The following is a 21,920-nucleotide window of genomic DNA, read 5'->3' as shown; positions in this document are numbered from 1 at the left end:
CCCTACCTCTCGACTTGGCGATCGGCGCGGCCACCCAGGTACCAACCGAGCACACCCCATAGCGCGGCGCAAAGCGCACCGACCATGGCCACCAGCCAGGTCCCGTGGCCAAGCATGTCCAGCCCCGCCTTGGCCCAGCCACTGAGGGCATCGCCGCCACGATAGACCACGGTGTCGATGAAATTCTTCGCCTTGTACTTGCTCTCGGCGTCCAGTGGCGCGAAGAGCATTTCCCGCCCCGGTCGGACGAAGGCGTATTCACCGATGCGCCGAACGATCATCAGCCCCGCCAGCATGGCGAAGGTCGGCGCCAGCGCCAGACCGACAAAGCCCAGACAGACCAGCGCTGGCACCAGCGACAGCAGCACGCGCACGCCGAGCTTCTGCGCCACCCGACCGGTGATGAATACCTGAGTCGCCAGCGCACCGGACTGCACGACGAAATCGATCACGCCGAACACCTTCACCTGCGCGGCACGATCCGGGAACAGCTCGGCCACCAGGCGCGCCTGTTCGAAGTAGAGAAAGGTGCTCACCGAAGTGAGTAGCAGAATGAAAGCGCCGATACCCAGCAGGTAACGCGAACCGAGCATACGCGTCAGCCCGCTGAACGGATTACCCGGCACCGGCCTGCGCGGGCTCTCGCTGGGTACCGCCCCAGCTCGTCCGGCGCCCTGGCGCTCGCGCCAGTCCATCAGATAGCGCTTGAGCACCATGGCCGCGCCGAGCAGCACCGCGGCCATCAGCATCAACCCGGACTCGCCAACCACACCGATCAGAACAGCACTCAAGAGTGGCCCGCACAGCCCACCGACGCTGGCGCCTGCGGCAATGAAAGCGAACAGCCGCCGCGCCTGAGCGCCGTCGAATACATCGGCCATCAGGCTCCAGGCCACCGAGACGACGAACAGGTTGTAGACCGAGATCCACACGTAGAACACCCGCGCCAGCCACACGCTGTCGTGATCGACGCGAAACAGCACAACGAAGACCAGCAGGTTGAGGCAGAAAAAGCCGTATACCCAGTCGATGAAGTGAATGCGCGGGACTTTCGAATTGAGCCAGGCGAACAGCGGCACCGCCAGCAACATGACGACGAAGGTGGCGGTGAACAGCCACTGCAGATTGTTCACCCCACCAGTGATGCCCATCGCCTCGCGGATGGGCCGCAGCATGAAGTAACCGGCGAACAGGCAGAAGAACAGGGCGAAGCCAGCCAGAACGGCCGCCAGCTCCTCACCTTCGGCATTGATCGCCCGCGCCAGGCGCCGGGTCAGCGCCTGCATCTCAGGCGAACAACTCGATGATGCGCTGGCGCTGAGCCGCGTCAGGCAGGCGGCCCTGACCGGCGAGGATGTTGTCGGCCATGTAACGCGGATTGGAGGTGGCTGGAATCACCGCCGTCACCGCCGGATTAGCGAGAATGAACTTGAGCATCAGTTGGGCCCAGGAGGTGACATCCAGCTCCACCGCAGCCCAGTCGGGAAGGTTCTTTCCCTTTACTCGGTCGAACAGTGCCGCGCGCTGGAACGGCCGATTGATCAGTACCGCGATGCCCTTGTCGGCGCAGAAGGGCAACAGCTCGCGCTCGGCGTTGCGCTCGCCGATGGAGTAGTTGAACTGGACGAAATCCACCGGCTCCCGGCGCAGCACCTCAAGCAGGCGTTCATGGGCGGAATCGAGATAATGAGTCACGCCGATGTAGCGTACCCGGCCCTGTTCCTTCAGCTCGCGCAACAGACCCAGTTGAGTGCTGGTGTCCTGCAGGTTGTGCACCTGCATCAGGTCGATGGTGTCGGTCTTGAGCGCGGCGAAGCTGGCCTCGATCTGCCGCTCACCTGCCGCGCGCCCGGAGGAGGAGACCTTGCTGGCCAGGAACAGTTTCTTGCGCATGTCGTCTTCTGCGGCCAATGCACCACACACGGCCTCTGCTCGTCCGTAGCTGGGCGCGGTATCCACCAGACTGGCGCCACCATTGACCAGCGCCTGCAGCACCTCGCGCAAGGGCTGTAGGGCCTCATCGGTCATCGCCACATCGTGGGTGCGCGACGTACCCAGACCGATCACCGGCAGCAGTTCACCACTGCTGGGAATCGTCCGACTCAGCAGAGTGCCGGAAGCGAAGGCGGATGACGGCAACCAGGGCATCAGGGCGGCTAATGCCACCAGACTGGCGCTACCGTGCAGGAATCGACGACGACTGGGCATGGCGTGGCTCCTCTGACAGTGACCGGTTGGTTATAGGCACTGACCACGCTCAGACCAAGACGTTACATCCGTTGCCGATCAGGTATCGGGGAAAGAAAGCATGCCGGTGAAATGCCTGCAGCCCGGCTATGACGGGGGAAAGAGGGGAAATACGGCAGGCTACGGACGCAATATCCGGTAACCAAAAACGCCGCTGCGCCAGGCGGGATAACGACGCAGCGGTCGGGAAAGAGTTATCAGGCCGCGCGCGTGGCGGACTCGCTGATCAGCATGCCGTGGGACACCAGATAGCAGCGGCTGCCATTGCGCAGCGTCATGGGGCTGCGACTGGCGATGACCCAGCCTTTGCTCAACAACTGCTCGATGTGCTCCCGCAGTGCGGGCAGGTGGCGCTGTTCCTTCATGGCCGACTCCTCATGTGATGGATGACGTTGCACCCACTGGTTCATCCGTGACTCAGATCTCAAAATGGTAGTGGCGCAATGCCAGGAAAGAAAGCGGCGCGATTGTGCAACTTTTTGTAGGACATTCGCTATAGATCAGGACTGCGCCAACACGCTTTGCTGCTCGCCCTGAGGGGCGGAAAACACCAGATAATCGTCTTCGAGATTGCCGTAACGCAGCTGCGCCAGATCGAAGAGATAGTTCTGATGCAGCTTCCAGGGCACCCGATCACCCTGCGCCGGCAACAGGTGTGAAGCCCGCTCGATATAGCCCGACTGCAGATCGAGAAACGGCTCCGGCCGTGCCCGACCGTCGGTGTCACGCGGAGTTACCTGCCGCATGCCGATGGCATCCATGTGGCGGATCAGGCGGCAAAAGTACTCGCTGGAGAGATCGGCCTTGAGCGTCCAGCTGGCATTGGTGTAGCCCATCACCACCGCCAGATTGGGCAGGTCACGTAGCATGATTCCGCGATAGCCCATGCTCTTCGGTGCCTCGAAGGGCACACCATCGACACTCACGGCGATGCCACCGAACAACTGCAACTGCAGACCGGTGGCGCTGACGATCACGTCGGCAGCCAGCTCCTCGCCGCTTTTCAGGCGGATGCCCTGCGCGGTGAAACGCTCGATCTCGTCGGTCACCACCTGCGCCTTGCCCTGGCGCAGCACGCGGAACAGATCACCGTCGGGCACCGCACAGACGCGTTGGTCCCAGGGCTTGTAGCGGGGGCTGAAATGGCGCAGATCGACCCGTCCGCCCAGTTGCCGCCGCACCAGCCCAAGCAGGACCCGCCGCACCAGATTCGGAAAGCGCTTGGCCAGTTTGTAGAAGACCAGTTGCAGGGTCACGTTGCGCCCGCGCGCCAGGCGATACACCCAGGTCTCCGGCAATACCCGCCGCAGCGAGTTGGACAGCGCATCGCGCTGCGGCAGGTTGATCACGTAGCTGGGCGAACGCTGCAGCATGATGACCTGCGCCGCGCGCTCGGCCAGTGCCGGTACCAGGGTCACGGCGGTGGCGCCGCTGCCGATCACCAGGATGCGCTTGCCGCTGTGATCGAAACCCTCGGGCCACAGCTGCGGATGAATGAATGCACCCCGGTAATTCTCGCGCCCAACGAAATCGGGGGTGTAGCCGGCCTCATAGCGGTAATAGCCGGTGCACATCATCAGGAACTGACAGCTCAGACGCAGCGGTTCGTCCTCGTCGCCGCGCTGCACCAGCAACTGCCAGGTGGCGCTGGCACTGCACCAATCCGCTTTGAGCACCTTGTGCCGATAACGAATCAGCCCATCGACGCCATGTTCACGTGCGGTCTCCTCAATGTAGCGCCGGATCGACGGGCCGTCGGCAATGGCCTGTGGGTCGCTCCAGGGTTTGAAGTTGTAGCCGAGGGTGTACATGTCCGAGTCGGAGCGGATGCCCGGATAACGAAACAGGTCCCAGGTACCACCGAGCGCCTCTCGGCCTTCGAGAATGGCCAAGCGCTTGCCCGCGCAGTGGCGCTGCAAATGGCAAGCGGCGCCGACACCGGAAAGGCCGGCCCCGATGATCAGGACATCAAGATATTCCACGGACATGGCGCACGCTCACGAAACTCGGGCAATGAGCATCACCTTAGTCCATGCGCTCGTCATCCGATCTTTAGTGTGACCGAACGGCTTGTACACCGTACCGTCGACACAGTCTGAGCACCGCGGCTGGCCTGGCGGGTCCCGTCAGCGCTAAGCTGTCGCAATGACCACGCCATACCTGACCCCGCTCCAGACCAGCAGCACGGATGCAGCCAGCGGCCTGCGCATCGGTGGCGACTGGACGCTGGCCCATTACAGCCAACTCGAACCTCAGGTCTTGGCCCTGCGCGAACGCCTGCACGGCCAGGAAAGCATCGACCTCGACGAGCTGGCCGCGCTGGATACCGCCGGCGCTGCGCTGCTGGTGGAACTGCTGGGCAGCGAACGCCTGCGCCAACTTGCGCAACAGGACACCCTGAGCGCTGAGCGCCGCGCCCTGTTGCTGGCAGTGGCAGACGCCATGGCAGGCACTGCGCAGGTGCAGGAACACGCCACGCCTTCGGCACTGCGCGAGGTACTTGGGCATATCGGCGAAGTGGTCGAAAGTCTGTGGTGCCAGGGCCGTGCGCTGCTCGGGTTCATGGGCCTGACCCTGACCAGCATGCTGGCGATACTGGTACGCCCGGCGCGTTGGCGTCTGACCTCGCTGGCGGTCCATCTGGAACAATGCGGGCTCAACGCCGTGCCCATCGTCGCGCTGCTGACCTTCCTGGTCGGCGCCGTGGTGGCCTTTCTCGGCGCCACCATCCTCGCCGACTTCGGTGCCAGCATCTACACAGTGAATCTGGTCGCTTTCTCCTTCCTGCGCGAATTCGGCGTGCTGCTCACCGCTATTCTCATGGCCGGCCGCACAGCCAGCGCCTTCACCGCACAGATCGGCTCGATGAAGGCCAACGAGGAAATCGATGCCATCCGCACCCTCGGCCTGAGCCCGATCGAACTGCTGGTGCTGCCGCGGGTGTTCGCCATGCTCATCGCCCTGCCGATCCTGACCTTCATCGCCATGCTCAGTGGCATGCTCGGCGGCGCGCTGGTCTGTGCGCTGAGCCTGGACATCTCGCCAACCATGTACCTGTCGATCCTGCAGGACAGCGACTTGCTGCAGCACTTCCTCGTTGGCCTGCTCAAGGCGCCGATCTTTGCTTTCCTGATCGCCCTGATCGGCTGTCTGGAAGGCTTCAAGGTCAGCGGCAGCGCACAATCGGTGGGCGAGCACACCACCTCGGCGGTAGTGCAGTCGATCTTCGTCGTCATCCTGCTCGACGCCCTGGCGGCATTGTTTCTGATGGAGATGGGCTGGTGAGTCAGGCAACCGTCATCGAGGTACGCGACCTGTGCAACCAGTTTGGCACGCAGGTGGTGCATCAGCATCTGGACTTCGACCTCTATCGCGGCGAAATCCTCGGCGTGGTCGGCGGCTCGGGCACCGGCAAGTCCGTGCTGCTGCGCAGCATCGTCGGCCTACGCCAACCCAATGCCGGCACCGTGCGGGTGTTCGGCGAAGAGCTGCTGAGCCTGCCAGCCGAGCGGCGCTCGCAGCTGGAGCGGCGCTTCGGCGTGCTGTACCAGCGCGGCGCGCTGTTCTCCTCGCTGACCGTCAGTGAGAACATCGCCCTGCCACTGATCGAGCACGCCGGTCTGACGCGTGCAGCAGCCGAACGCCTGGCCAGGGTCAAGATCGCCCTCGCCGGCCTGCCGCAGGATGCCGCCGACAAATACCCCAGCTCGCTGTCCGGCGGCATGGTCAAGCGCGCGGCACTGGCCCGCGCCCTGGCACTGGACCCGGACATCCTGTTTCTCGACGAACCCACCGCTGGCCTCGACCCGATTGGCGCGGCAGCCTTCGACCAGTTGATCCGCACCCTCAGCGACAGCCTGGGTCTGAGTGTATTTCTGGTCACTCATGACCTGGATACGCTCTACAGCATCTGCGACCGAGTCGCGGTGCTGGCCCAGAAGAAGGTGCTGGTAGCCGACCGCCTGGACGTGGTGGCCGCCACCGACGATGCCTGGATTCAGGAATATTTTCACGGCCCGCGTGGACGCGCAGCCGCACAGACCGCTGCGGCGGCAGGGAGTCAATGAATGGAACCCAGAGCCCATCACGTGCTCATCGGCTTATTCACCGTAGTCACGGTGAGCGCTGCGCTGCTGTTCGGCCTCTGGCTGAACAAGACCGGGGCTGATCGTGCCGTCACCGACTACGAAGTGATCTTCAACGAAGCGGTCACCGGGCTGTCGCAGGGCAGCGCCGTTCAATACAGCGGCATCAAGGTCGGTGACGTGATCAGCCTTGGCCTGGATCCCGACGATCCGCGTACCGTGCGGGCGCGCATCCGCATCGTCGGCAACACACCCATCAAGCAGGACACCCGCGCCCGCCTGGCGATCACCGGCATCACCGGCCTGGCAGTGATCCAGTTGTACAGCGGCAGTCCGGAAAGTCCGCCGCTCAAGGGCAAGGATGGCGAGCCGGGGATCATCATCGCCGACCGCTCGCCACTCTCGCGGCTGATGGCCAACGGCGAAGACCTGGTGCTCAACATCACTCGCCTGCTCCACCGCGCAAACCGCATGCTCTCGCGCGAGAACGCCGAGCGCGTATCACGCACCCTGGAGAATCTGGAGCAGGCCACCGCCGGCATCGCTGACCAGCGTGACGAGCTGGGCGAAGCGCTGCGCCAGACCAGTGCCGCCACGCGTGAAGCCGCCGCGTTGATGCAAAACGCCAATCAACTGCTCGACAAGCAGGGTAGCCAGGTGCTGGAAAGCGCCGAACGCCTGATGGTCTCGCTGGAGCGCAGCAGTCGCACCATCGAGCAATTGCTGCAGAGCAACCGCAGCGCGCTGGACAATGGCATGCAGGGCATCGGCGAGCTCGGTCCCGCCATCAGCGAACTGCGCGACACCCTCGGCGCCCTGCGCGGCTTCTCCCGTCGCCTGGAGCAGGACCCCACCGGCTACCTGCTGCGTAACGACAGCATCAAGGAGTTCCAACCATGAAGCGCCTGTTCCTGCTGCTGGCCGCCGGCCTGCTCGGCGCCTGCTCGATCCTGCCGCAGAGCGAACCATTGGATATCTACCTGCTACCGGGCGCCGCCCTGCCGGCGCAAACCCAGCGCGTCGACTGGTCGCTGCGGGTGAACAGCCCGGTCAGCAACCAGCTGCTCGACGGTACGCGCATCGTCGTGCTGCCCGAGCCGGGTCGGGTCAACACCTATCAGGGGGTGCGCTGGAGCGAGCGCACGCCGCAGCTGCTGCGCGGCCGCCTGCTCGATGCCTTCCACGACGACGGGCGGATTCAGGCGCTGAGCAACGAGGAGCAGCGCCTGCAGGCCGATCTGGAACTGGTCAGCGACCTGCGCAGCTTCCATAGCCAGTATCGCGACGGCATTCCCGAGGCGCTGATCCAGCTCGATGCACGCCTGGTCGATGCACGCGACCAGCGTATCCTCGCCAGCCGCCGCTTCAGCGTCAGCCAGCCGGCGGGTGATACCTCGGTTGCCTCCGTGGTGGCTGCGTTCGGCCAGGCGGGGGATCGATTGTCCCGCGAGCTGGTGGACTGGACGCTGGCCGAAGGGCAACGCGCTAACCCGTAGGGTGTGGCGGGCCGCTTGGGCTGTACGCACCAGGCACTTCACAGGTGATCATCGGTGCGCGCGGCGCACCCTACACAACTGGCGAGAACCGTACGCACCAATGCCTTGCGCGCAATCCCTGGTGCGCACGCCTGGGCGCCCCTACGCGAACGACGCCGCCAACCAACCGCGCACCTCGGCGTAGGGGTACTCCTCCAGTGCAGCGAAACCGGCCAGCTGGCGTGCCTTGAGCTTGGTGAACAGCGGCGTGGGCACGCCGCAGAGAAAGCGCGCCAGGCACTCGCAGCTCGGCCTGTTACCCGCGTGCTGCTGGTGCTTCTCGACGAAGGCGGCGCACAGCGCCTGTGCATCGCGGCCTTGCAGAGAGGGCAACTCGGGCGGTTGTGGCAAAGTGGCGACCTGTCCCCGACACACCGAACAGTGCCCACAGCGCTCGGGCGCCTGCTCATCGCCGAAATACAGCGCCAGGCGCCGGCTCAGGCATTCGCGGCTCTCGAACAGCGCGAGCATGGCCTGGATACGGGCGATCTCGCTGGCTTCATGGCCGCGGAAGTGCGCGTGCAGATCATTGGCCAGGACTTCGACCTCAAAGCCGCCATCGAGTACGGCGTAGACCTCGGTCATCTGCTTGCTTTCCAGCTCCAGCCAGCCCTTCTCCTGGAAGTAATCCAGCGCCTTGACCACCCGCGCGCGCTCGGCGCCATGGTCGCGATACAGCACATCGAAATCCAGGGTGTTCCAGGTCCGCGCGCGGCGCGAGCAGGCCAGGATGGCCTCGACGAACTGACGTCGCTCGCCCTCGAACTGCGCCAGCAACGCCGCGTCGTCCAGCAACAGCTTGAAGCGGTATTCGGCGAAGTAGGCGTAGCGCGGCGCGATGATGCCGCGCAGTTCAAGCTGTACCAGCAGGGTCTTGAGCGGCAGCGCGCGGATATTGCTCAGCTCCGACAGTTGCCCGAGCATCAGCTCCCATTGCCCGCCCGTGCCGACCGCACGCAGGTCGGTGAGCACGGCACGAATCCCATCGAGCTCCGGCGTATCGCCATAGACGAAGTTTTCCAGCACGCTGAGCCCATCGCGGCTGGCCAGCACCAGGCAGTCCGAAGCCTGGCCGTCACGGCCGGCGCGACCGATTTCCTGGCTGTAGTTCTCCACCGACTTGGGCAGGTCGAAGTGCACCACGTTGCGAATGTCACGCTTGTCGATGCCCATGCCGAAGGCGATGGTGGCGACGATGCATTCCAGCTCGCCAGCCATGAAGCGCCGCTGGATCGACTCGCGTGCCTCATGCGCCATGCCGGCGTGGTAGGCGCTGACCGCCAGACCGTCTCGCGCCAGGCGCTCGGCGACCTGCTCGGAGGTCTTCTGCTGGGTGACGTAGACGATGCTTGCCTGGCCGCGGCGCGGCGCCAGCCATTGCTGCAGGCGCTGCGCCTTGGCGCCGCCAGGCACCGGCTCGACCAGCAGATTGAGGTTGGGCCGATAGAAGCCAGTGGTGACCACGTCTGCTTCGGCAATGGCGAATTTTTCGCGCATGTCGGCAATCACCTTGGGCGTCGCCGTGGCAGTGAGCAGCAGCACCTGGCCGATGCCGAACTGACGCTGATAGTCGGGCAGCTTGAGGTAGTCCGGGCGAAAGTTGTGGCCCCACTCGGAAATGCAGTGCGCCTCGTCGACCACCAACAGCGAGATCGGCACCTGAGCGATGAAATTGCGAAAGCGCTCGTTCTTCAGGCGCTCCACCGAGATCATCAGGATCTTCAGTTCGCCACTGCGCGCGCGATTCATCACCTCGGCAGCCTGCTCGCGGCTCTGCGCCGAATCGATGCTCGCCGCCGCGATGCCATGGGCATGCAGGAAGGCCAACTGGTCTTGCATCAGTGCCAGCAGCGGCGAAATGACCACTGTCAGGTGTGGCAGGTGCAAAGCCGGCAACTGATAGCACAGCGACTTGCCGGAGCCGGTGGGGAAGATCGCCGCCGCTGAACGGCCGGCGAGTACGGCGCTGATCACCGCTTCCTGACCGGGACGCAGGTGATCGAAACCGAAGACACGTTTGAGGGTGGACATGCGCTGTCACTCCATTGACCGCCGAATGGCCCATGACCATAACGCGGTTGGGTAGGGTGCGCCATGCGCACCAACGTATTGCCGTATTAAGCCGGTGCGCACGGCGCACCCTACCCCGGAAATGACAAAGTATGTAGCCCGGATGAAATCCGGGAAGTCTCGTGGGCGGGTGCAACCCGCCACTCTGGCCATGGCGGGTTTCACCCGCCCTACGGCGCACTTGGCCTTCATAAATGACAAAGCCGCCCGCAGGCGGCTTTGTCAGAGAGCGCAGGTCAGCTTACAGCTGCAGCCCGGCGTTCTTGATGGCGTCGCTGACATCGAACTTCTGGAAGTTGTCGATGAACAGCTTGGCCAGGCCCTTGGCGGCTTCGTCGTAGGCATTCTTGTCAGCCCAGGTGTTGCGCGGGTTGAGCAGGTTGGTCTCGACGCCCGGAACCGACTTGGGCACATCCAGGTTGATGATCGGCAGGTGCTCGGTCTCGGCACCGATCAGCGCGCCGCTCTGGATGGCGGCGATCACACCACGAGTGGTGGGGATGTTGAAACGCTTGCCAACGCCGTAGCCACCACCGGTCCAGCCGGTATTGACCAGGTAGACCTTGGAGCCGAAGGCATTGATGCGCTTGATCAGCAGCTCGGCGTATACGCCGGCCGGACGCGGGAAGAACGGTGCACCGAAGCAGGTGGAGAAGGTCGACTTGATGCCGCCGCCCGAACCCATTTCAGTGGAACCGACCAGCGCGGTGTAGCCGGACAGGAAGTGGTAGGCCGCCTGCTCGTTGTTGAGGATCGACACCGGCGGCAGTACGCCGGTCAGGTCGCAGGTCAGGAAAATCACGGCGTTCGGCTCGCCGCCCAGGTTCTTCTCGCTGCGCTTCTCGACGTATTCCAGCGGGTAGGCGGCGCGGCTGTTCTGGGTCAGGCTGTCATCGGCGTAATCGGGAACACGCTGCTCGTCGAGCACGACGTTTTCCAGAACGGTACCGAACTGGATGGCTTTCCAGATCACCGGCTCGTTCTTCTCGGACAGGTCGATGCACTTGGCGTAGCAACCACCTTCGACGTTGAACACCACACCTTCGCCCCAGCCGTGCTCGTCGTCACCAATCAGGTAACGCGACTCGTCGGCGGACAGGGTGGTCTTGCCGGTACCGGACAGGCCGAAGAACAGGGTGACATCGCCCTCTTCGCCGATGTTGGCGGCGCAGTGCATCGGCAGCACGTCTTTTTCCGGCAGCAGGAAGTTCTGCACGGAGAACATGGCTTTCTTCATTTCACCGGCGTAGCGCATGCCGGCGATCAGTACTTTCTTGGCGGCAAAATTGATGATCACGCAGCCGTCGGAGTTGGTGCCATCACGCTCAGGCACGCACTCGAAGTTGGCAACGTTGAGGATCTGCCACTCGCCCTTGCCAGCCTGGTTGTAAGTGGTCGGGTTGATGAACAGCTGACGTCCGAACAGGTTCTGCCAGGCGGTCGCGGTGGTCATCTTGACCGGCAGGTAGTGCTCTTCGGCAGAACCGACGTGAACGTGGGAGACGAAGTGCTCCTGAGCGTCGTTGAAGGCGGCGACGCGATCCCACAGGGCGTCAAACTTGTCGGCCGGGAACGGACGGTTGATGGCGCCCCAGGCGATCTGCGCCTCGGTGCTCGGCTCCTGAACGATGAAGCGATCAGCCGGCGAGCGGCCAGTGCGATGACCAGTACGTACGACCAGCGCGCCATTGGCGGCCAGTTCCCCTTCACCACGGCGAATGGCTTCTTCGACCAGTTGCGCGGCGCTGATGTCGGTGTACACGGCGTTGTTGGCTTGCGTCATGAGGGTCCCCGTCGGCCACTGGCCGAGTCTTCCGAACGTTGTGTAGTGCAGGGGCAACTGCACTACACGGTAAAAAAGTCGCGGGAGTATGCCAGAAAAGCGAACTGCTTGGCATCCTCCGATCTGATAGAGAACGGCTATCGTTCAGAAAAGTTCATCAATGTCGTGTATGCGACGGTGCCTCGCTGCCAGCGCCGGCGAACAGCTGGGCGATATCGGCAGCGTCGAATGCATAACGCTCGTTGCAGAACTGGCAATCGATCACCACGCTGCCACCCTGCTCGGCCAGCAGCAGTTCGGCATCGGCCTGACCGAGGCTGGCCAGGGCGCTGGCAGAACGCTCACGCGAGCAGCTGCAGCGAAACTCCAGCGGCTGCTCATCGAACAGACGCACATTCTCTTCGTGGTAGAGGCGATGCAGCAGGGTCGGGTTGTCCAGACCGAGCAGCTCTTCGGCGCTCAGGGTGTCGGCCAGGGTCAGCACATGGTTCCAGCTCTCGGCGCGTGCCTCGGGCTCGATCTGGTGGTGCGGTGGCAGCTGTTGCAACAGCAGACCGCGAGCACGCTGGCCGTCGGCCTTGAGCCAGAAGCGAGTCGGCAGTTGCTCGGAGCTGGCGAAATAGTTGGACAGGCACTCGGCCAGGTCGACGCCATCCAGGTCGACGATGCCCTGGTAGCGCTGGCCCCGGGTCGGATCGATGGTGATGGCCAGCACGCCATTGGGCATCAGGCTTTGCAAGTCGGCATCGGCGCCGATCTGCTCAGCTTCATAGCGGGCGATACCGCGCAGTTCACGCGCACTGGAACATTCCACCATCAACAGCGACAGCGGGCCTTCGGAGCGCGCCTGCAGTACCAGCAGACCATCGAACTTGAGGGTGCCAACCAGCAGGGCCGCGGCGGCCATCATCTCGCCGAGCAGCTGCTCCACTGGCTGCGGGTAGGCGTGCTTGGCCAGCACATGGGCGTAACTTTCGCGCAACGCGACCATTTCGCCCCGCACGTCGGTGTCGTCGAAGAGAAAACGTTGACTGAAGTCGTTCATGGCGGCTAGCCCAGAGTCTGTAAAAAGGCTGGCGATTTTATGCACAAACGCCATCACAACCAAGGCCCGACCGTCATGTGCGCCTGCTCACACAGCAGAAGCCAGGCCCTGAACCTCGACTGAACGAGCGCTCGGCTGCCCTTGTACTGCCGCGCGCACTGCCTATCATCCGCGCGCCTGGAGTTGGCCTGTCATAAAACTGCAAAGGGAATTCCCATGTCGAGCACGTTCATCAATCGCCACTGGCACCTACGCGCCGTGCTGGTCTGCCATGTCGTGGCCATCGCGCTGCTCGTCAGCTGGCTGTGGCAGCCCACACGCGAGTTATGGGACGCCTTCGACCTGTGGCTGTTCAAGCTGCTCAACGACCCGGTGCATGCTGGTGGCCTGTGGGCACATATCTGGGCAATCGGCAGCATGCGCCCGGTGGACCTGGGCGTCGGCGTGGTGATGCTGGCGGTGATGCTCAAGGCCGGCCTGGTCTTCGAAGGCCATCAGGTGCGCCGGGCCTTGTTCGCCTTTCTGGTCGTCCTGACAGTGATGCTACTGATGCGTGTGCTGTTTTCCGACCTGGTCGACTACATGGGCTGGCAGCATGCCAGCCCGTCGCTGGTGGTAGAAGGCGGTGCCCGCCTGACCGAGATGTTCCCGGCCTGGGAAGAGCGCTGGAACCTCAAGGACAGCGCCAGTCGCAGCTTTCCCGGTGATCACGCCTCGGTGCTGCTGATCTGGGCCTATTTCATGAGTTTCTTCGCCCGTGGCTGGCGCCTGCTGCTGGTCTGGGCAATTACCCTGATCGGCATACTGCCGCGCCTGGTGGCCGGCGCCCACTGGGGGGCGGATGCTTTCGTCGGCGGCGTGTTCCTCAGCCTGCTGGCCCTGGCCTGGGGTTGCTACACCCCACTGGGTCATCGCGCCAGCGAATGGCTGGAAAAGATCACCCTGCCGCTCACCTTGCGCCTGACCAAGCTGCCGCTGTTGGGCCACCTGAGCATCGTCAGCGGACGCTGAACGAGATCGCCCGGATGCAATCGGGGAAGGTCGAGATGATTCCCCCGGATTTCATCCGGGCTACTGCCGCCAACCGTAGGGTGCGCCGTGCGCACCAACATCGGTCGGTGAAGTTTAGGTACGCACAGCACACCCTACGGCCAGGTAACGCTATTCGTCCTCATCCGCCCAGGGATGGCGCAGGCCACCTTCTTGCTGTTCGTTGAACTGATGGATCTGCCGCCGCTGCTTCTTGCTCGGCCGGCCGTCGGTCTGCACACCCACGGCGCCTGCCTTACGCATCGCCGCAGCCTGCTCGCGGCGAGCGATACTTTCTTCCGTTTCGCGATACAGCAGTTGCGCCTCGGGCGCGCCACGACGCACGCTGGATAGAGCCAGCACGACCACCGTGCGTTCGTCGAAACCGGTGCGCAGCACGTATTCGTCGCCGATCTTCGGCTCCTTGCCCGGCTTGCAGCGCTCGCCACGATGATGAACCTTTCCACCTTCTATAGCGGCCTTGCACAGGGCGCGCGTCTTGAAGAAGCGTGCCGCCCACAGCCATTTGTCCAGGCGAATCTTGTCGTCGTCTTTTTCGCTCAATGCTCTCTCAACTCCATAACCATCGCTTCATGCCTGCCCGCACCCTACATTCACACCTGGAGCGGCGGTGAACGTGGCGCAACTCTTCACGTACAGGCAGGTCGGCAGGTGTTTTCAAGTTCCACACCAGCCCCATTCGCTGAAGCACCAAAAGCACCCACCATCCCGGGTCCCACTCGCCCTTATACAACCCCAGCTTTGCAGACCCTGGGAACGCGTGGTGATTGTTATGCCAACATTCGCCCATTGTCAGCAGGGCAGCGAAAGGCACGTTGTAACCCTGCACGCTCGCGCCTTCCACGATATGTGCCTGGTCACCATGACGGTGGGCGAAATGCCCAATCAACCAGTGGCCAAATACCCCAGCGGTGACTCGGGCGCAGACACCCCAGAACACCCAACCCCAACCACCGATAGCAAAGAACAGAAGAGCCCAGGGCAGTTGCTGCAGCATCCAGGTTTTTTGCAGGAAACGATAAACCGGGTCCTCCTCGACTCGAGCCTCAACCAGAATTTCCGGTGGCTGTCTCAGGCGCAACTCACAATGCAATTGCCACCAAGCATCCACCAACGGCGAACGCCGATGGCCAAAGAAGTCGTGACACGCCTTCTGCCGCTGGGCATAGTCGCGCAAATCATGGGTACGCAGCAGGCCGAGTGGTCCGCAGAGCCCCACCAGCACACCGCAATAGACCAGGAAGTATTCCAACCACTTGGGGCACTGAAAGCTTTCGTGGATGAGTTTTCGGTGCATGCCCAACGAATGCCCGCACAGCAAAACAAAAGCAGTCGTAACCACAAACAGCACAAGTGCAGACCAACTGAATGTCAGCGTACCGCCAACCAACGCTCCCAGGGCCATCGTGCTGAACCAGAGGGAACGTATCGGCTCCCAATGAACCTCACCGTTTTCGACGTCCGCCCCCAACTGGACTCGATGACTTTTCAGACTCTGCGGAAATATATCCATATGTTCCTCCGCCGGGACACCGGCTCATTCAGACGCTTTCTTGGCCTGCGCCTCAGACTCGCGCTTGAGTTGCCCACCCGTCGGGCAGACCTCAAAAGCAAAACCGAGCAGGGTATTCAGCAAGCTGTCGGGGTTAAGCCGGTAAGCCACGAACTGCCCCCGTCGCTCGCTTACGACCAATCCGGCCGTAGTCAGTACAGCTAAATGACGGGAAATGGCAGGGGCACTCATATCGAAGCGACTGGCAATTTCTCCCGCTGTCAGCTCCTGCGCGGAAAGATAGGCCAGTATCTGCCTACGCGGCATTGAAGCCAGCGCCTCAAAAATTCGATTAGCGTCCATTCGTGCCACCACAATTAACAACTTAGTTAATTGCTTATATGCCTAAAAGAAAAAGGTGACAACTGGATCAAGCAAAAACCATGTGGGCAGGTGCGGTTGTCATGCGCCCTGTCTAGAATGCCCATCCAAATACCCTGGAACGCCGCCTTGAAGACTTTCGACCAGCTCAGCGTGATCGGCCTGCGTGAGTGGATCAATCTGCCCGAGCTCGGCATCATTGGCTTGCGCGCCAAGATCGACACCGGCGCCAGCACCTCGAGCCTGCACGCCAGCGATATCCAGCCGTTCCAGAAGGACGGCGAGAACTGGGTGCGTTTCACCGCCTACCTCGGTACCCAGGTGCAACGCCGCCATCGCTGCGAGGCGCAGATGGTCTCGGTGAAACGTATCAAGAGCTCCAATGGCCAGGCGCAGAGCCGCTACGTGATCCGCACGCACCTGGCCCTCGGCGATCGCCTGTGGCCGGTCGAGTTCACCCTGGCCTGCCGCAAGACCATGCGTTATCGCGTACTACTCGGTTCCAAGGCGCTGATCACCGGCCAACTGGTGGTCAATCCGGCACTCAGCTATGTGCAGGACAAACCCTCACTCTCCTCGTCCCTTCCAGGTGCCCAATGAAGATCGCCGTGCTGTCGCGCAACCCGCGTCTGTATTCCACTCGCCGTCTGGTGGAGGCCGGTCAGCAGCAGGGCCATGAGATGCAGGTGATCGACACCCTGCGCGCCTACATGAACATCGCCAGCCACAAACCGCAGATCCATTATCGCGGCCAGGCGCTTGAGGGCTTCGATGCCGTGATTCCTCGCATCGGTGCTTCGGTGACGTTCTATGGCTGCGCGGTATTGCGCCAGTTCGAGATGATGGGCGTCTACCCGCTCAACGAGTCGGTGGCCATCAGCCGCTCGCGCGACAAGCTGCGTGCCTTGCAACTGTTGTCGCGCAAGGGCATCGGCCTGCCGGTGACCGGCTTCGCCCACTCCCCGGACGACATTCCCGACCTGATCCAGATGGTCGGTGGCGCGCCGCTGGTGATCAAGGTGCTGGAAGGCACCCAGGGCATAGGTGTGGTACTGGCCGAAACGCACAAGGCGGCCGAGTCGGTGATCGAGGCATTCCTCGGCCTCAAACAGGACATCATGGTCCAGGAGTACATCCAGGAAGCCGGCGGCGCCGACATTCGCTGCTTCGTGGTCGGTGACAAGGTGATCGCGGCGATGAAGCGCCAGGCCAAGTCCGGCGAGTTCCGCTCCAACCTGCATCGCGGCGGCAGCGCCAGCCTGATCAAGATCACCCCGGAAGAGCGCATGACCGCCGTACGCGCGGCCCGCGTGATGGGCCTGAACGTCGCCGGGGTGGACATCCTGCGCTCCAACCACGGCCCACTGGTGATGGAGGTGAACTCCTCGCCCGGCCTGGAGGGCATCGAAACCACCACCGGCAAGGACGTCGCCGGCATGATCATCCAGTACCTGGAAAAGAACGCCGAACCCGGCCAGACCCGCACCAAGGGCCGCGGATGAGGCCAGTGTTCGACGGTCGCCTGGCGCTGATCGCGCCAGCCTCTGCCATCGCCGAAGACGTGCTCGAGGCGACCCTGGCGCAGCTCGACGTGCTGGGCATCCGCTACCACCTGGGCCAGCACGTGCGCGCCCGGCATCGCTACCTGGCCGGTACGCCGGAGCAACGCCTGGAAGACCTGCACCAGGCCTTCGCCCTGCCGGACATCAGCGCCGTCTGGTGCCTGCGCGGTGGCTACGGCTGCGCACAACTGGTGGCGGATATCGACTGGGCGCTGCTGCGCCAGGCCAGCCCGCGCCCGCTGATCGGTTTCTCCGATCTGTCGATTCTGCTCGAGGCCTTTGCCCAACAGGGTCTTCCAGCCATTCATGGGCCGGTGGCCACGGCGCTCGGCCATCAGGCTCTGTCAGCGCCCGGTGGTCAGCGTGAACGCCTGGCCTCGATGCAAGCGCTATGGAGCCTGCTCAAGGGCCAGCACCAGCAACTGCCGCTGCGCCATATCAGCGGCCCGCGGCATGTCATCGAGGGCACCTTGCAGGGCGGCAACCTGACGGCCCTGGCCAGCGTCTGCGGCACCCATGCCGAGCTGCGCCTGGCGGAAGATTCGATCCTGATACTGGAGGACGTCGGCGAGCCCTACTACCGCCTTGAACGCAGCCTCTGGCAACTGTTGCACAGCTTCGCCGGGAAGCGCCCACGCGCGGTGTGCCTGGGCAGTTTCACCGACTGCCCGCGGCGCGGCGTGCACCACAGCCTGGAACAGATCATCGGTGAATACCTCGCGCCGCTGGGCATAGCCCTGTACGCCGACCTGCCGAGTGGCCATGGCGACAGCAATTATCCCTGGTCTTACGGCCAGCGGGCGCGCCTGGGCGGCGGCAGCCTGAGCTGGTAACGCTGCTCAGCGCTGACGCGCCTGCATCCAGGCGAGAAACTCCGCTTCGGTCATCGGCCGGCCGAACAGGTAGCCCTGGCCCAAGGCACAGCCCTGCTCACGCAGTAGCGCCAGCTGGCTGTCGTGTTCGATACCTTCGGCCACGCACTCCAGGCCCAGGTTGCGCGCGATCATCAGGATGGTCTGCACCAGCATGCGTCCACTCGCTTCGCCGTCGAGATCGGCGACGAAGCTGCGGTCGATCTTCAGCCGGTCCAGCGGCAGACGCTTGAGATAGGTCAGCGACGAGTAGCCGGTACCGAAGTCGTCGATGGCGAAGCGCACGCCCTGCGCCTTGAGCTGCTGCATCGTGCCGATACAGCGCTCGACATCTTCGAGTAGCACGCCTTCGGTGATTTCCAGCTCCAGGGACTGGGCCGGTACGGCGTGCTGGCGCAGGCACTGCTCGACACGTTCCACGCAGCCCGCCTGACGCAGCTCACGCGGGCTGAGATTGACCGCCAGTACCAGTTGCGGCCATTGCGCCTGCCAGCGTGCCAGCGCCGCACAGGCCTGCTCCAGCACCCACTGACCAATTTCCTGGATCAGCCCGGTTTCTTCGGCCAGGGGAATGAACTGATCCGGACCGATCTCACCACGCTCGGGGTGCATCCAGCGCAGCAACACCTCGGCGCCCGCCACGCTGTTGTCAGCCAGCATCAGCTGCGGCTGGAACACCAGCTGCAGTTGCTGACGCGCGATGGCCTGACGCAACTCGCTCTGCAACTGCAGACGTTCGTCGATGGCAACCTGCATCTCCGGAGCGAAGAAATGCAGAGCGTTGCGCCCGGCATTCTTGGCCCGGTACATGGCAGTATCGGCCTGTTTGAGAATGTCCGAGGCCTGCTGCAGGCCCAGCGGGTGCAGGGCGATGCCGATACTGGCGCTGATCGCCAGCTCATGACCATCGATCAGGCAACTGCCATGCAGGCCGCGCAGCAATTTCTCGCCCACTGCTGCGGCCTGCTCGGCAACCGCTTGCGGCTCATGGCCCAGCGCTTCGAGCAGCACCACGAACTCGTCACCGCCGAGACGTGCCAGGGTGTCTTCAGTGCGCAGCTCACGGGCCAGGCGTGTGGTCACTTCGACCAGCAGGGCGTCGCCAACCAGATGACCCAGGCTGTCATTGACCGTCTTGAAGTGATCCAGATCGATGAACAGCAACGCGCCCAGACTGCCCTCACGATTCTCGCGATCCATGGCGTGCTGCAGGCGATCGAGCAGCAGGCGGCGATTGGGCAAGCCGGTAAGTTCGTCGCTGTAGGCCAGGCGCTCGATCTCGCGCTGGTAGCGTTGGCGCTCGGAGATGTCGGTGACACTGGCGCGAATCAGCAGGCTCTCCCCTGGCATGCGTACCAGGCGCACCTCGCAGGGCAACTGGCGACCGCCGCTGTCGCGATGGCTCCATTCGAACACCGGCGCATCACCGGCAATGGCGCGGCGCAGGAAAGCCTTGCCGGCGCGGGAGGACAGCCGACCATCAGCCTGACGCAGCGGGCTGATGCTCTGAATCGACTTGCCGAGCAGCTCATCGCGGCGATAGCGAAACAGACGCAGGGCGTTCTCATTGCACTCGACGATGCCGCCCTCCGGGTCGAACAGCAAGATCGCCTCGGGCGCGTGCTCGACCAGCGTTCGATAGCGCGCCTCGGCCTCACGCCGGGCACTGATGTCCTCGACCAGCAGCAGGAACAGCGTCTGCCGGCCACCACCGCCGCGCACGGCGCGCAGGCTGACACGGGTGAAGACTACCAAGCCATCGGCACGCAGAAAGCGCTTGTCCATCTCGAAGCCATCGCTGCTGCCCAGCAGCACCTGCTCCACATGAGCCTGCTCGACTGGCAGATCGTCCGGGTGCGACAACTGCTGCCAACTGCTGGCGAGCAATTCGTCGCGGCTACGACCGAGGATGCTGCACAGCTTCTGGTTCACCTCTTCCCAGCCAAAGCTCCGGGTAGTCAGCGCCATGCCGATCAGCGGCGCCTCGAAGAACAGGCGCAGACGTTCGTCTCGCTCGCGAAGCTGCGACTCGGTGCGCTTGCGCTCGCTGATGTCCTGCACCACGCCGTAGATGCGCACCAGGCTGCCGTCGATATCGCGCTCGGCCATGCCGCGCAGGCGCACCAGGCGTCCCCCCAGGCGCGCGGCCAGGCGCACCTCGATATCCAGATCATCCCTGCCGCTCAAGGCTGCCTGCAGGGTCTGCATGATCAGCGTCTGACTCGGCGTGTCGTAGTAGTCCAGCACCTGCTGCAGGTCGGGTGGCCCCTGCTGGATGTCGCGGTCGACGATGCGGTAGCAGCCATCGCTCCAGAACATGCCGTAGTCGCTGATCTCCAGCACCCAGCCGCCCAGGTTGGCGATGTCTTCGGTCTGGCTGAACAGATGGCTCTGACGCAGTAATTGCGAGCGCTGTAGCTCGACCTTGGCCGCCAGCTCGACACGCTCGGTGACATCGTGCTGCAGCCCGACGAAATGGCTGATGCCCTGCTCGTCGCGCATCGGCGCCAGCACCACCTCGTTCCAGAACGGCTTGCCGTCCTTGCGATAATTGCGCACCACCGCATGGCCGCTGCGCCCCTCTCGCAGGGCACGGCGCAACGGTTGCAGCTCGAGCTGGGCGCGATCCTGACCGAGCAGGAAACGACAGTTGCGCCCCAGCGCCTCCTCGGCGCTGTAGCCGGTTATCTGGCTGAATGCGAAATTGCAGTACACCAATGGCATGTCGGCCTGGCGCGCATCGGCGATGGTCACGCCCAGCGGGCTGGCCTCCATCGCCAGATTGGCGCGGGCCAGTTGCTGCTGCATCAGCGCGCTGCGCGACAGCGCCTGGCGCAGATCGCCGAGCGCACGTCCCACCAGCAAGGTGGCGCCCATCAGCAGCAAGACGGCAAAGTGCAACTGGCTACGCTGCAGATCCAGCTCGCCGAAGCTCAGGCTGCCGCGTAACAGCGGTAGCGGCAGGGTGGCGGCGTACACCAGCAGCACACCATACAGAGCGCCGGCAAAGGCATGCCGTAGCGCCAGTACCAGCATGCTCAGACCAAGCAGTGGCAGAGCGAGCTGAGCCGGCAGGCTGGCGCTGAGCAGCATCAGCACCAGAAATATGCCAGTCGCCAACAGCCAACCACCTGGCGAACGACTGATGCTCAGCGTCGGCGCGCTATCTGCCAGCGGCTCGCTTATCCAGCCGCGCGTACGCAGCAGCGGGGTACCGTACGCCAGCAAGGGCGCCGTCAGGGCGAGCATGTTGATGGTGTCGCCCAACCAGATCGCCAGGCTGTCCTGCGCCCACTGCTCGCTGGTCTGAAAACCGGTCAGCCAGAGGTTGCTCTGCAAGCCGAGCGCCACCAACGCGCTCGGCATCAACACGGCGAAGGCGAGAAACCTCAGCAGATCGCTCAAACGTCCCAGGGCGGGATCGAAAGGCTGACGCCGCAACAGCCACCAGCCCAGAGCAACGGCGGCGGTTTCCGGCAGAGCATAGAGCGGCGCCCACTGCCAGGGCAGGCCCCACAGCGGCGTGCTGAACAAGGCATTGAGGTACAACGCCGGCAGCACGCGCGGCCCCCACCAGAGGCACAAGGCAAGGCCTAGCACCAGAGGCAGATAACACAACGCCACCCCGTCATTCAGGCGGGTCGCCAGGGAAATCCAGGTTGCCAGATGGAAAATTGGCAGCGGCAGCCACCAGATCCAGTAGGGCAAGCGTTCGGGAAAGGCGGCGGGCATGCAGGCCTCGAATTGATGCGCTGGCACAGCATAGCCCAGCGCCAGAGCGCTTGGCAGCATATTGCC

At 63.6% G+C, this 21,920-nt stretch carries 19 protein-coding genes; 8 read left to right on the top strand and 11 right to left on the bottom strand.

Annotation, left to right across the window (positions count from 1 at the left end; genetic code table 11):
- Positions 1-2 precede the first annotated feature (2 nt).
- The 4 genes from GV002_RS13840 to GV002_RS13830 form a co-directional block, all read right to left on the bottom strand.
- Positions 3-1,286 carry an NTP/NDP exchange transporter gene (locus tag GV002_RS13840; protein ID WP_160018967.1) on the bottom strand — a complete coding sequence of 428 codons (1,284 nt, stop codon included), beginning with the start codon at positions 1,284-1,286 and terminating at the stop codon, positions 3-5.
- Between the two features lies 1 nt (position 1,287).
- Complete coding sequence (locus tag GV002_RS13835) at positions 1,288-2,208, bottom strand: aldo/keto reductase (protein ID WP_160018966.1); 921 nt, start codon at positions 2,206-2,208, stop codon at positions 1,288-1,290.
- A gap of 236 nt (positions 2,209-2,444) precedes the next feature.
- A complete protein-coding gene (locus GV002_RS24160; RefSeq protein WP_017678407.1) occupies positions 2,445-2,612 on the bottom strand; it encodes a hypothetical protein in 168 nt (55 codons plus the stop codon).
- A gap of 135 nt (positions 2,613-2,747) precedes the next feature.
- Positions 2,748-4,235: a flavin-containing monooxygenase gene (locus GV002_RS13830; RefSeq protein WP_160018965.1), complete on the bottom strand. Its 1,488-nt coding sequence runs from the start codon at positions 4,233-4,235 to the stop codon at positions 2,748-2,750.
- A 157-nt stretch (positions 4,236-4,392) separates the two neighbouring features.
- Here GV002_RS13830 and GV002_RS13825 point away from each other — a divergent pair, with 157 nt between their 5' ends.
- From GV002_RS13825 to GV002_RS13810, 4 genes are read left to right on the top strand one after another with little or no spacing between them, the layout of a single operon-like run.
- Positions 4,393-5,532 carry an MlaE family ABC transporter permease gene (locus GV002_RS13825; RefSeq protein ID WP_160018964.1) on the top strand — a complete coding sequence of 380 codons (1,140 nt, stop codon included), beginning with the start codon at positions 4,393-4,395 and terminating at the stop codon, positions 5,530-5,532.
- Positions 5,529-6,314 (top strand): ABC transporter ATP-binding protein, encoded by a 786-nt coding sequence (locus tag GV002_RS13820; RefSeq protein WP_160018963.1) that lies wholly within the window; start codon positions 5,529-5,531, stop codon positions 6,312-6,314. The genes GV002_RS13825 and GV002_RS13820 overlap by 4 nt, the downstream gene beginning before the upstream one ends.
- Positions 6,315-7,232: an MlaD family protein gene (locus GV002_RS13815; RefSeq protein ID WP_160018962.1), complete on the top strand. Its 918-nt coding sequence runs from the start codon at positions 6,315-6,317 to the stop codon at positions 7,230-7,232.
- Positions 7,229-7,828 carry an ABC-type transport auxiliary lipoprotein family protein gene (locus GV002_RS13810; RefSeq protein WP_160018961.1) on the top strand — a complete coding sequence of 200 codons (600 nt, stop codon included), beginning with the start codon at positions 7,229-7,231 and terminating at the stop codon, positions 7,826-7,828. The genes GV002_RS13815 and GV002_RS13810 overlap by 4 nt, the downstream gene beginning before the upstream one ends.
- A 141-nt stretch (positions 7,829-7,969) precedes the next feature.
- On the opposite strand, the gene GV002_RS13805 is transcribed toward GV002_RS13810, so the two are convergent.
- The 3 genes from GV002_RS13805 to hslO all read right to left on the bottom strand — a co-directional run bounded on the left by GV002_RS13805 (position 7,970) and on the right by hslO (position 12,765).
- Positions 7,970-9,898, bottom strand: a complete 1,929-nt coding sequence (locus GV002_RS13805; protein WP_160018960.1) for a RecQ family ATP-dependent DNA helicase — start codon at positions 9,896-9,898, stop codon at positions 7,970-7,972.
- A 280-nt stretch (positions 9,899-10,178) separates the two neighbouring features.
- Entirely contained in the window at positions 10,179-11,720 is a 1,542-nt protein-coding gene (locus GV002_RS13800; RefSeq protein ID WP_160018959.1) for a phosphoenolpyruvate carboxykinase, read from the bottom strand.
- Positions 11,721-11,877: 157 nt separating this feature from the next.
- Positions 11,878-12,765 (bottom strand): Hsp33 family molecular chaperone HslO, encoded by an 888-nt coding sequence (hslO, locus tag GV002_RS13795; RefSeq protein ID WP_160018958.1) that lies wholly within the window; start codon positions 12,763-12,765, stop codon positions 11,878-11,880.
- Between the two features lie 216 nt (positions 12,766-12,981).
- Between hslO and GV002_RS13790 the strand changes: the two genes are divergently transcribed.
- Positions 12,982-13,776 carry a phosphatase PAP2 family protein gene (locus tag GV002_RS13790; protein ID WP_160018957.1) on the top strand — a complete coding sequence of 265 codons (795 nt, stop codon included), beginning with the start codon at positions 12,982-12,984 and terminating at the stop codon, positions 13,774-13,776.
- Positions 13,777-13,926: 150 nt separating this feature from the next.
- Here the strand turns inward: GV002_RS13790 and GV002_RS13785 are convergent, their stop codons facing one another.
- Genes GV002_RS13785 through GV002_RS13775 form a run of 3 tightly spaced genes read right to left on the bottom strand, consistent with a single transcriptional unit; the run spans position 13,927 to position 15,670 of the window.
- Positions 13,927-14,358, bottom strand: coding sequence for an RNA-binding S4 domain-containing protein (locus tag GV002_RS13785; protein WP_160018956.1), 432 nt, complete (start codon positions 14,356-14,358; stop codon positions 13,927-13,929).
- 7 nt (positions 14,359-14,365) lie between these two features.
- Positions 14,366-15,328 (bottom strand): acyl-CoA desaturase, encoded by a 963-nt coding sequence (locus GV002_RS13780; RefSeq protein ID WP_178094690.1) that lies wholly within the window; start codon positions 15,326-15,328, stop codon positions 14,366-14,368.
- Between the two features lie 24 nt (positions 15,329-15,352).
- A complete protein-coding gene (locus GV002_RS13775) occupies positions 15,353-15,670 on the bottom strand; it encodes a metalloregulator ArsR/SmtB family transcription factor (RefSeq protein ID WP_160018955.1) in 318 nt (105 codons plus the stop codon).
- A 180-nt stretch (positions 15,671-15,850) separates the two neighbouring features.
- Between GV002_RS13775 and GV002_RS13770 the strand changes: the two genes are divergently transcribed.
- From GV002_RS13770 to GV002_RS13760, 3 genes are read left to right on the top strand one after another with little or no spacing between them, the layout of a single operon-like run.
- Positions 15,851-16,288 (top strand): ATP-dependent zinc protease, encoded by a 438-nt coding sequence (locus tag GV002_RS13770; RefSeq protein ID WP_178094747.1) that lies wholly within the window; start codon positions 15,851-15,853, stop codon positions 16,286-16,288.
- Positions 16,285-17,190: a 30S ribosomal protein S6--L-glutamate ligase gene (rimK, locus tag GV002_RS13765; protein WP_160018953.1), complete on the top strand. Its 906-nt coding sequence runs from the start codon at positions 16,285-16,287 to the stop codon at positions 17,188-17,190. The genes GV002_RS13770 and rimK overlap by 4 nt, the downstream gene beginning before the upstream one ends.
- A complete protein-coding gene (locus tag GV002_RS13760) occupies positions 17,187-18,083 on the top strand; it encodes a S66 peptidase family protein (protein ID WP_160018952.1) in 897 nt (298 codons plus the stop codon). Before rimK ends, GV002_RS13760 begins: the two co-directional genes overlap by 4 nt.
- A gap of 6 nt (positions 18,084-18,089) precedes the next feature.
- Here the strand turns inward: GV002_RS13760 and GV002_RS13755 are convergent, their stop codons facing one another.
- Positions 18,090-21,914, bottom strand: a complete 3,825-nt coding sequence (locus GV002_RS13755) for a GGDEF domain-containing phosphodiesterase (RefSeq protein WP_256667089.1) — start codon at positions 21,912-21,914, stop codon at positions 18,090-18,092.
- Positions 21,915-21,920: the final 6 nt, after the last annotated feature.

The organism is Pseudomonas sp. 8O, from assembly GCF_902506495.1.
Classification (GTDB): Bacteria; Pseudomonadota; Gammaproteobacteria; order Pseudomonadales; family Pseudomonadaceae; genus Aquipseudomonas; species Aquipseudomonas chaetocerotis.
This window is presented reverse-complemented; position numbering and strand designations above follow the sequence as displayed.

Excerpts from the sequence above, each read along its gene's own strand:
- GV002_RS13760 (WP_160018952.1), top strand. The coding sequence starts at position 17,187 with ATGAGGCCAGTGTTCGACGGTCGCCTGGCGCTGATCGCGCCAGCCTCT.
- GV002_RS13810 (WP_160018961.1), top strand. The coding sequence starts at position 7,229 with ATGAAGCGCCTGTTCCTGCTGCTGGCCGCCGGCCTGCTCGGCGCCTGC.
- GV002_RS13835 (WP_160018966.1), bottom strand. The coding sequence starts at position 2,208 with ATGCCCAGTCGTCGTCGATTCCTGCACGGTAGCGCCAGTCTGGTGGCA.
- hslO (WP_160018958.1), bottom strand. The coding sequence starts at position 12,765 with ATGAACGACTTCAGTCAACGTTTTCTCTTCGACGACACCGACGTGCGG.
- GV002_RS13825 (WP_160018964.1), top strand. The coding sequence starts at position 4,393 with ATGACCACGCCATACCTGACCCCGCTCCAGACCAGCAGCACGGATGCA.
- GV002_RS13840 (WP_160018967.1), bottom strand. The coding sequence starts at position 1,286 with ATGCAGGCGCTGACCCGGCGCCTGGCGCGGGCGATCAATGCCGAAGGT.
- GV002_RS13800 (WP_160018959.1), bottom strand. The coding sequence starts at position 11,720 with ATGACGCAAGCCAACAACGCCGTGTACACCGACATCAGCGCCGCGCAA.
- rimK (WP_160018953.1), top strand. The coding sequence starts at position 16,285 with ATGAAGATCGCCGTGCTGTCGCGCAACCCGCGTCTGTATTCCACTCGC.
- GV002_RS13755 (WP_256667089.1), bottom strand. The coding sequence starts at position 21,914 with ATGCTGCCAAGCGCTCTGGCGCTGGGCTATGCTGTGCCAGCGCATCAA.
- GV002_RS24160 (WP_017678407.1), bottom strand. The coding sequence starts at position 2,612 with ATGAAGGAACAGCGCCACCTGCCCGCACTGCGGGAGCACATCGAGCAG.
- GV002_RS13830 (WP_160018965.1), bottom strand. The coding sequence starts at position 4,235 with ATGTCCGTGGAATATCTTGATGTCCTGATCATCGGGGCCGGCCTTTCC.
- GV002_RS13775 (WP_160018955.1), bottom strand. The coding sequence starts at position 15,670 with ATGGACGCTAATCGAATTTTTGAGGCGCTGGCTTCAATGCCGCGTAGG.
- GV002_RS13805 (WP_160018960.1), bottom strand. The coding sequence starts at position 9,898 with ATGTCCACCCTCAAACGTGTCTTCGGTTTCGATCACCTGCGTCCCGGT.
- GV002_RS13790 (WP_160018957.1), top strand. The coding sequence starts at position 12,982 with ATGTCGAGCACGTTCATCAATCGCCACTGGCACCTACGCGCCGTGCTG.
- GV002_RS13815 (WP_160018962.1), top strand. The coding sequence starts at position 6,315 with ATGGAACCCAGAGCCCATCACGTGCTCATCGGCTTATTCACCGTAGTC.
- GV002_RS13780 (WP_178094690.1), bottom strand. The coding sequence starts at position 15,328 with ATGGATATATTTCCGCAGAGTCTGAAAAGTCATCGAGTCCAGTTGGGG.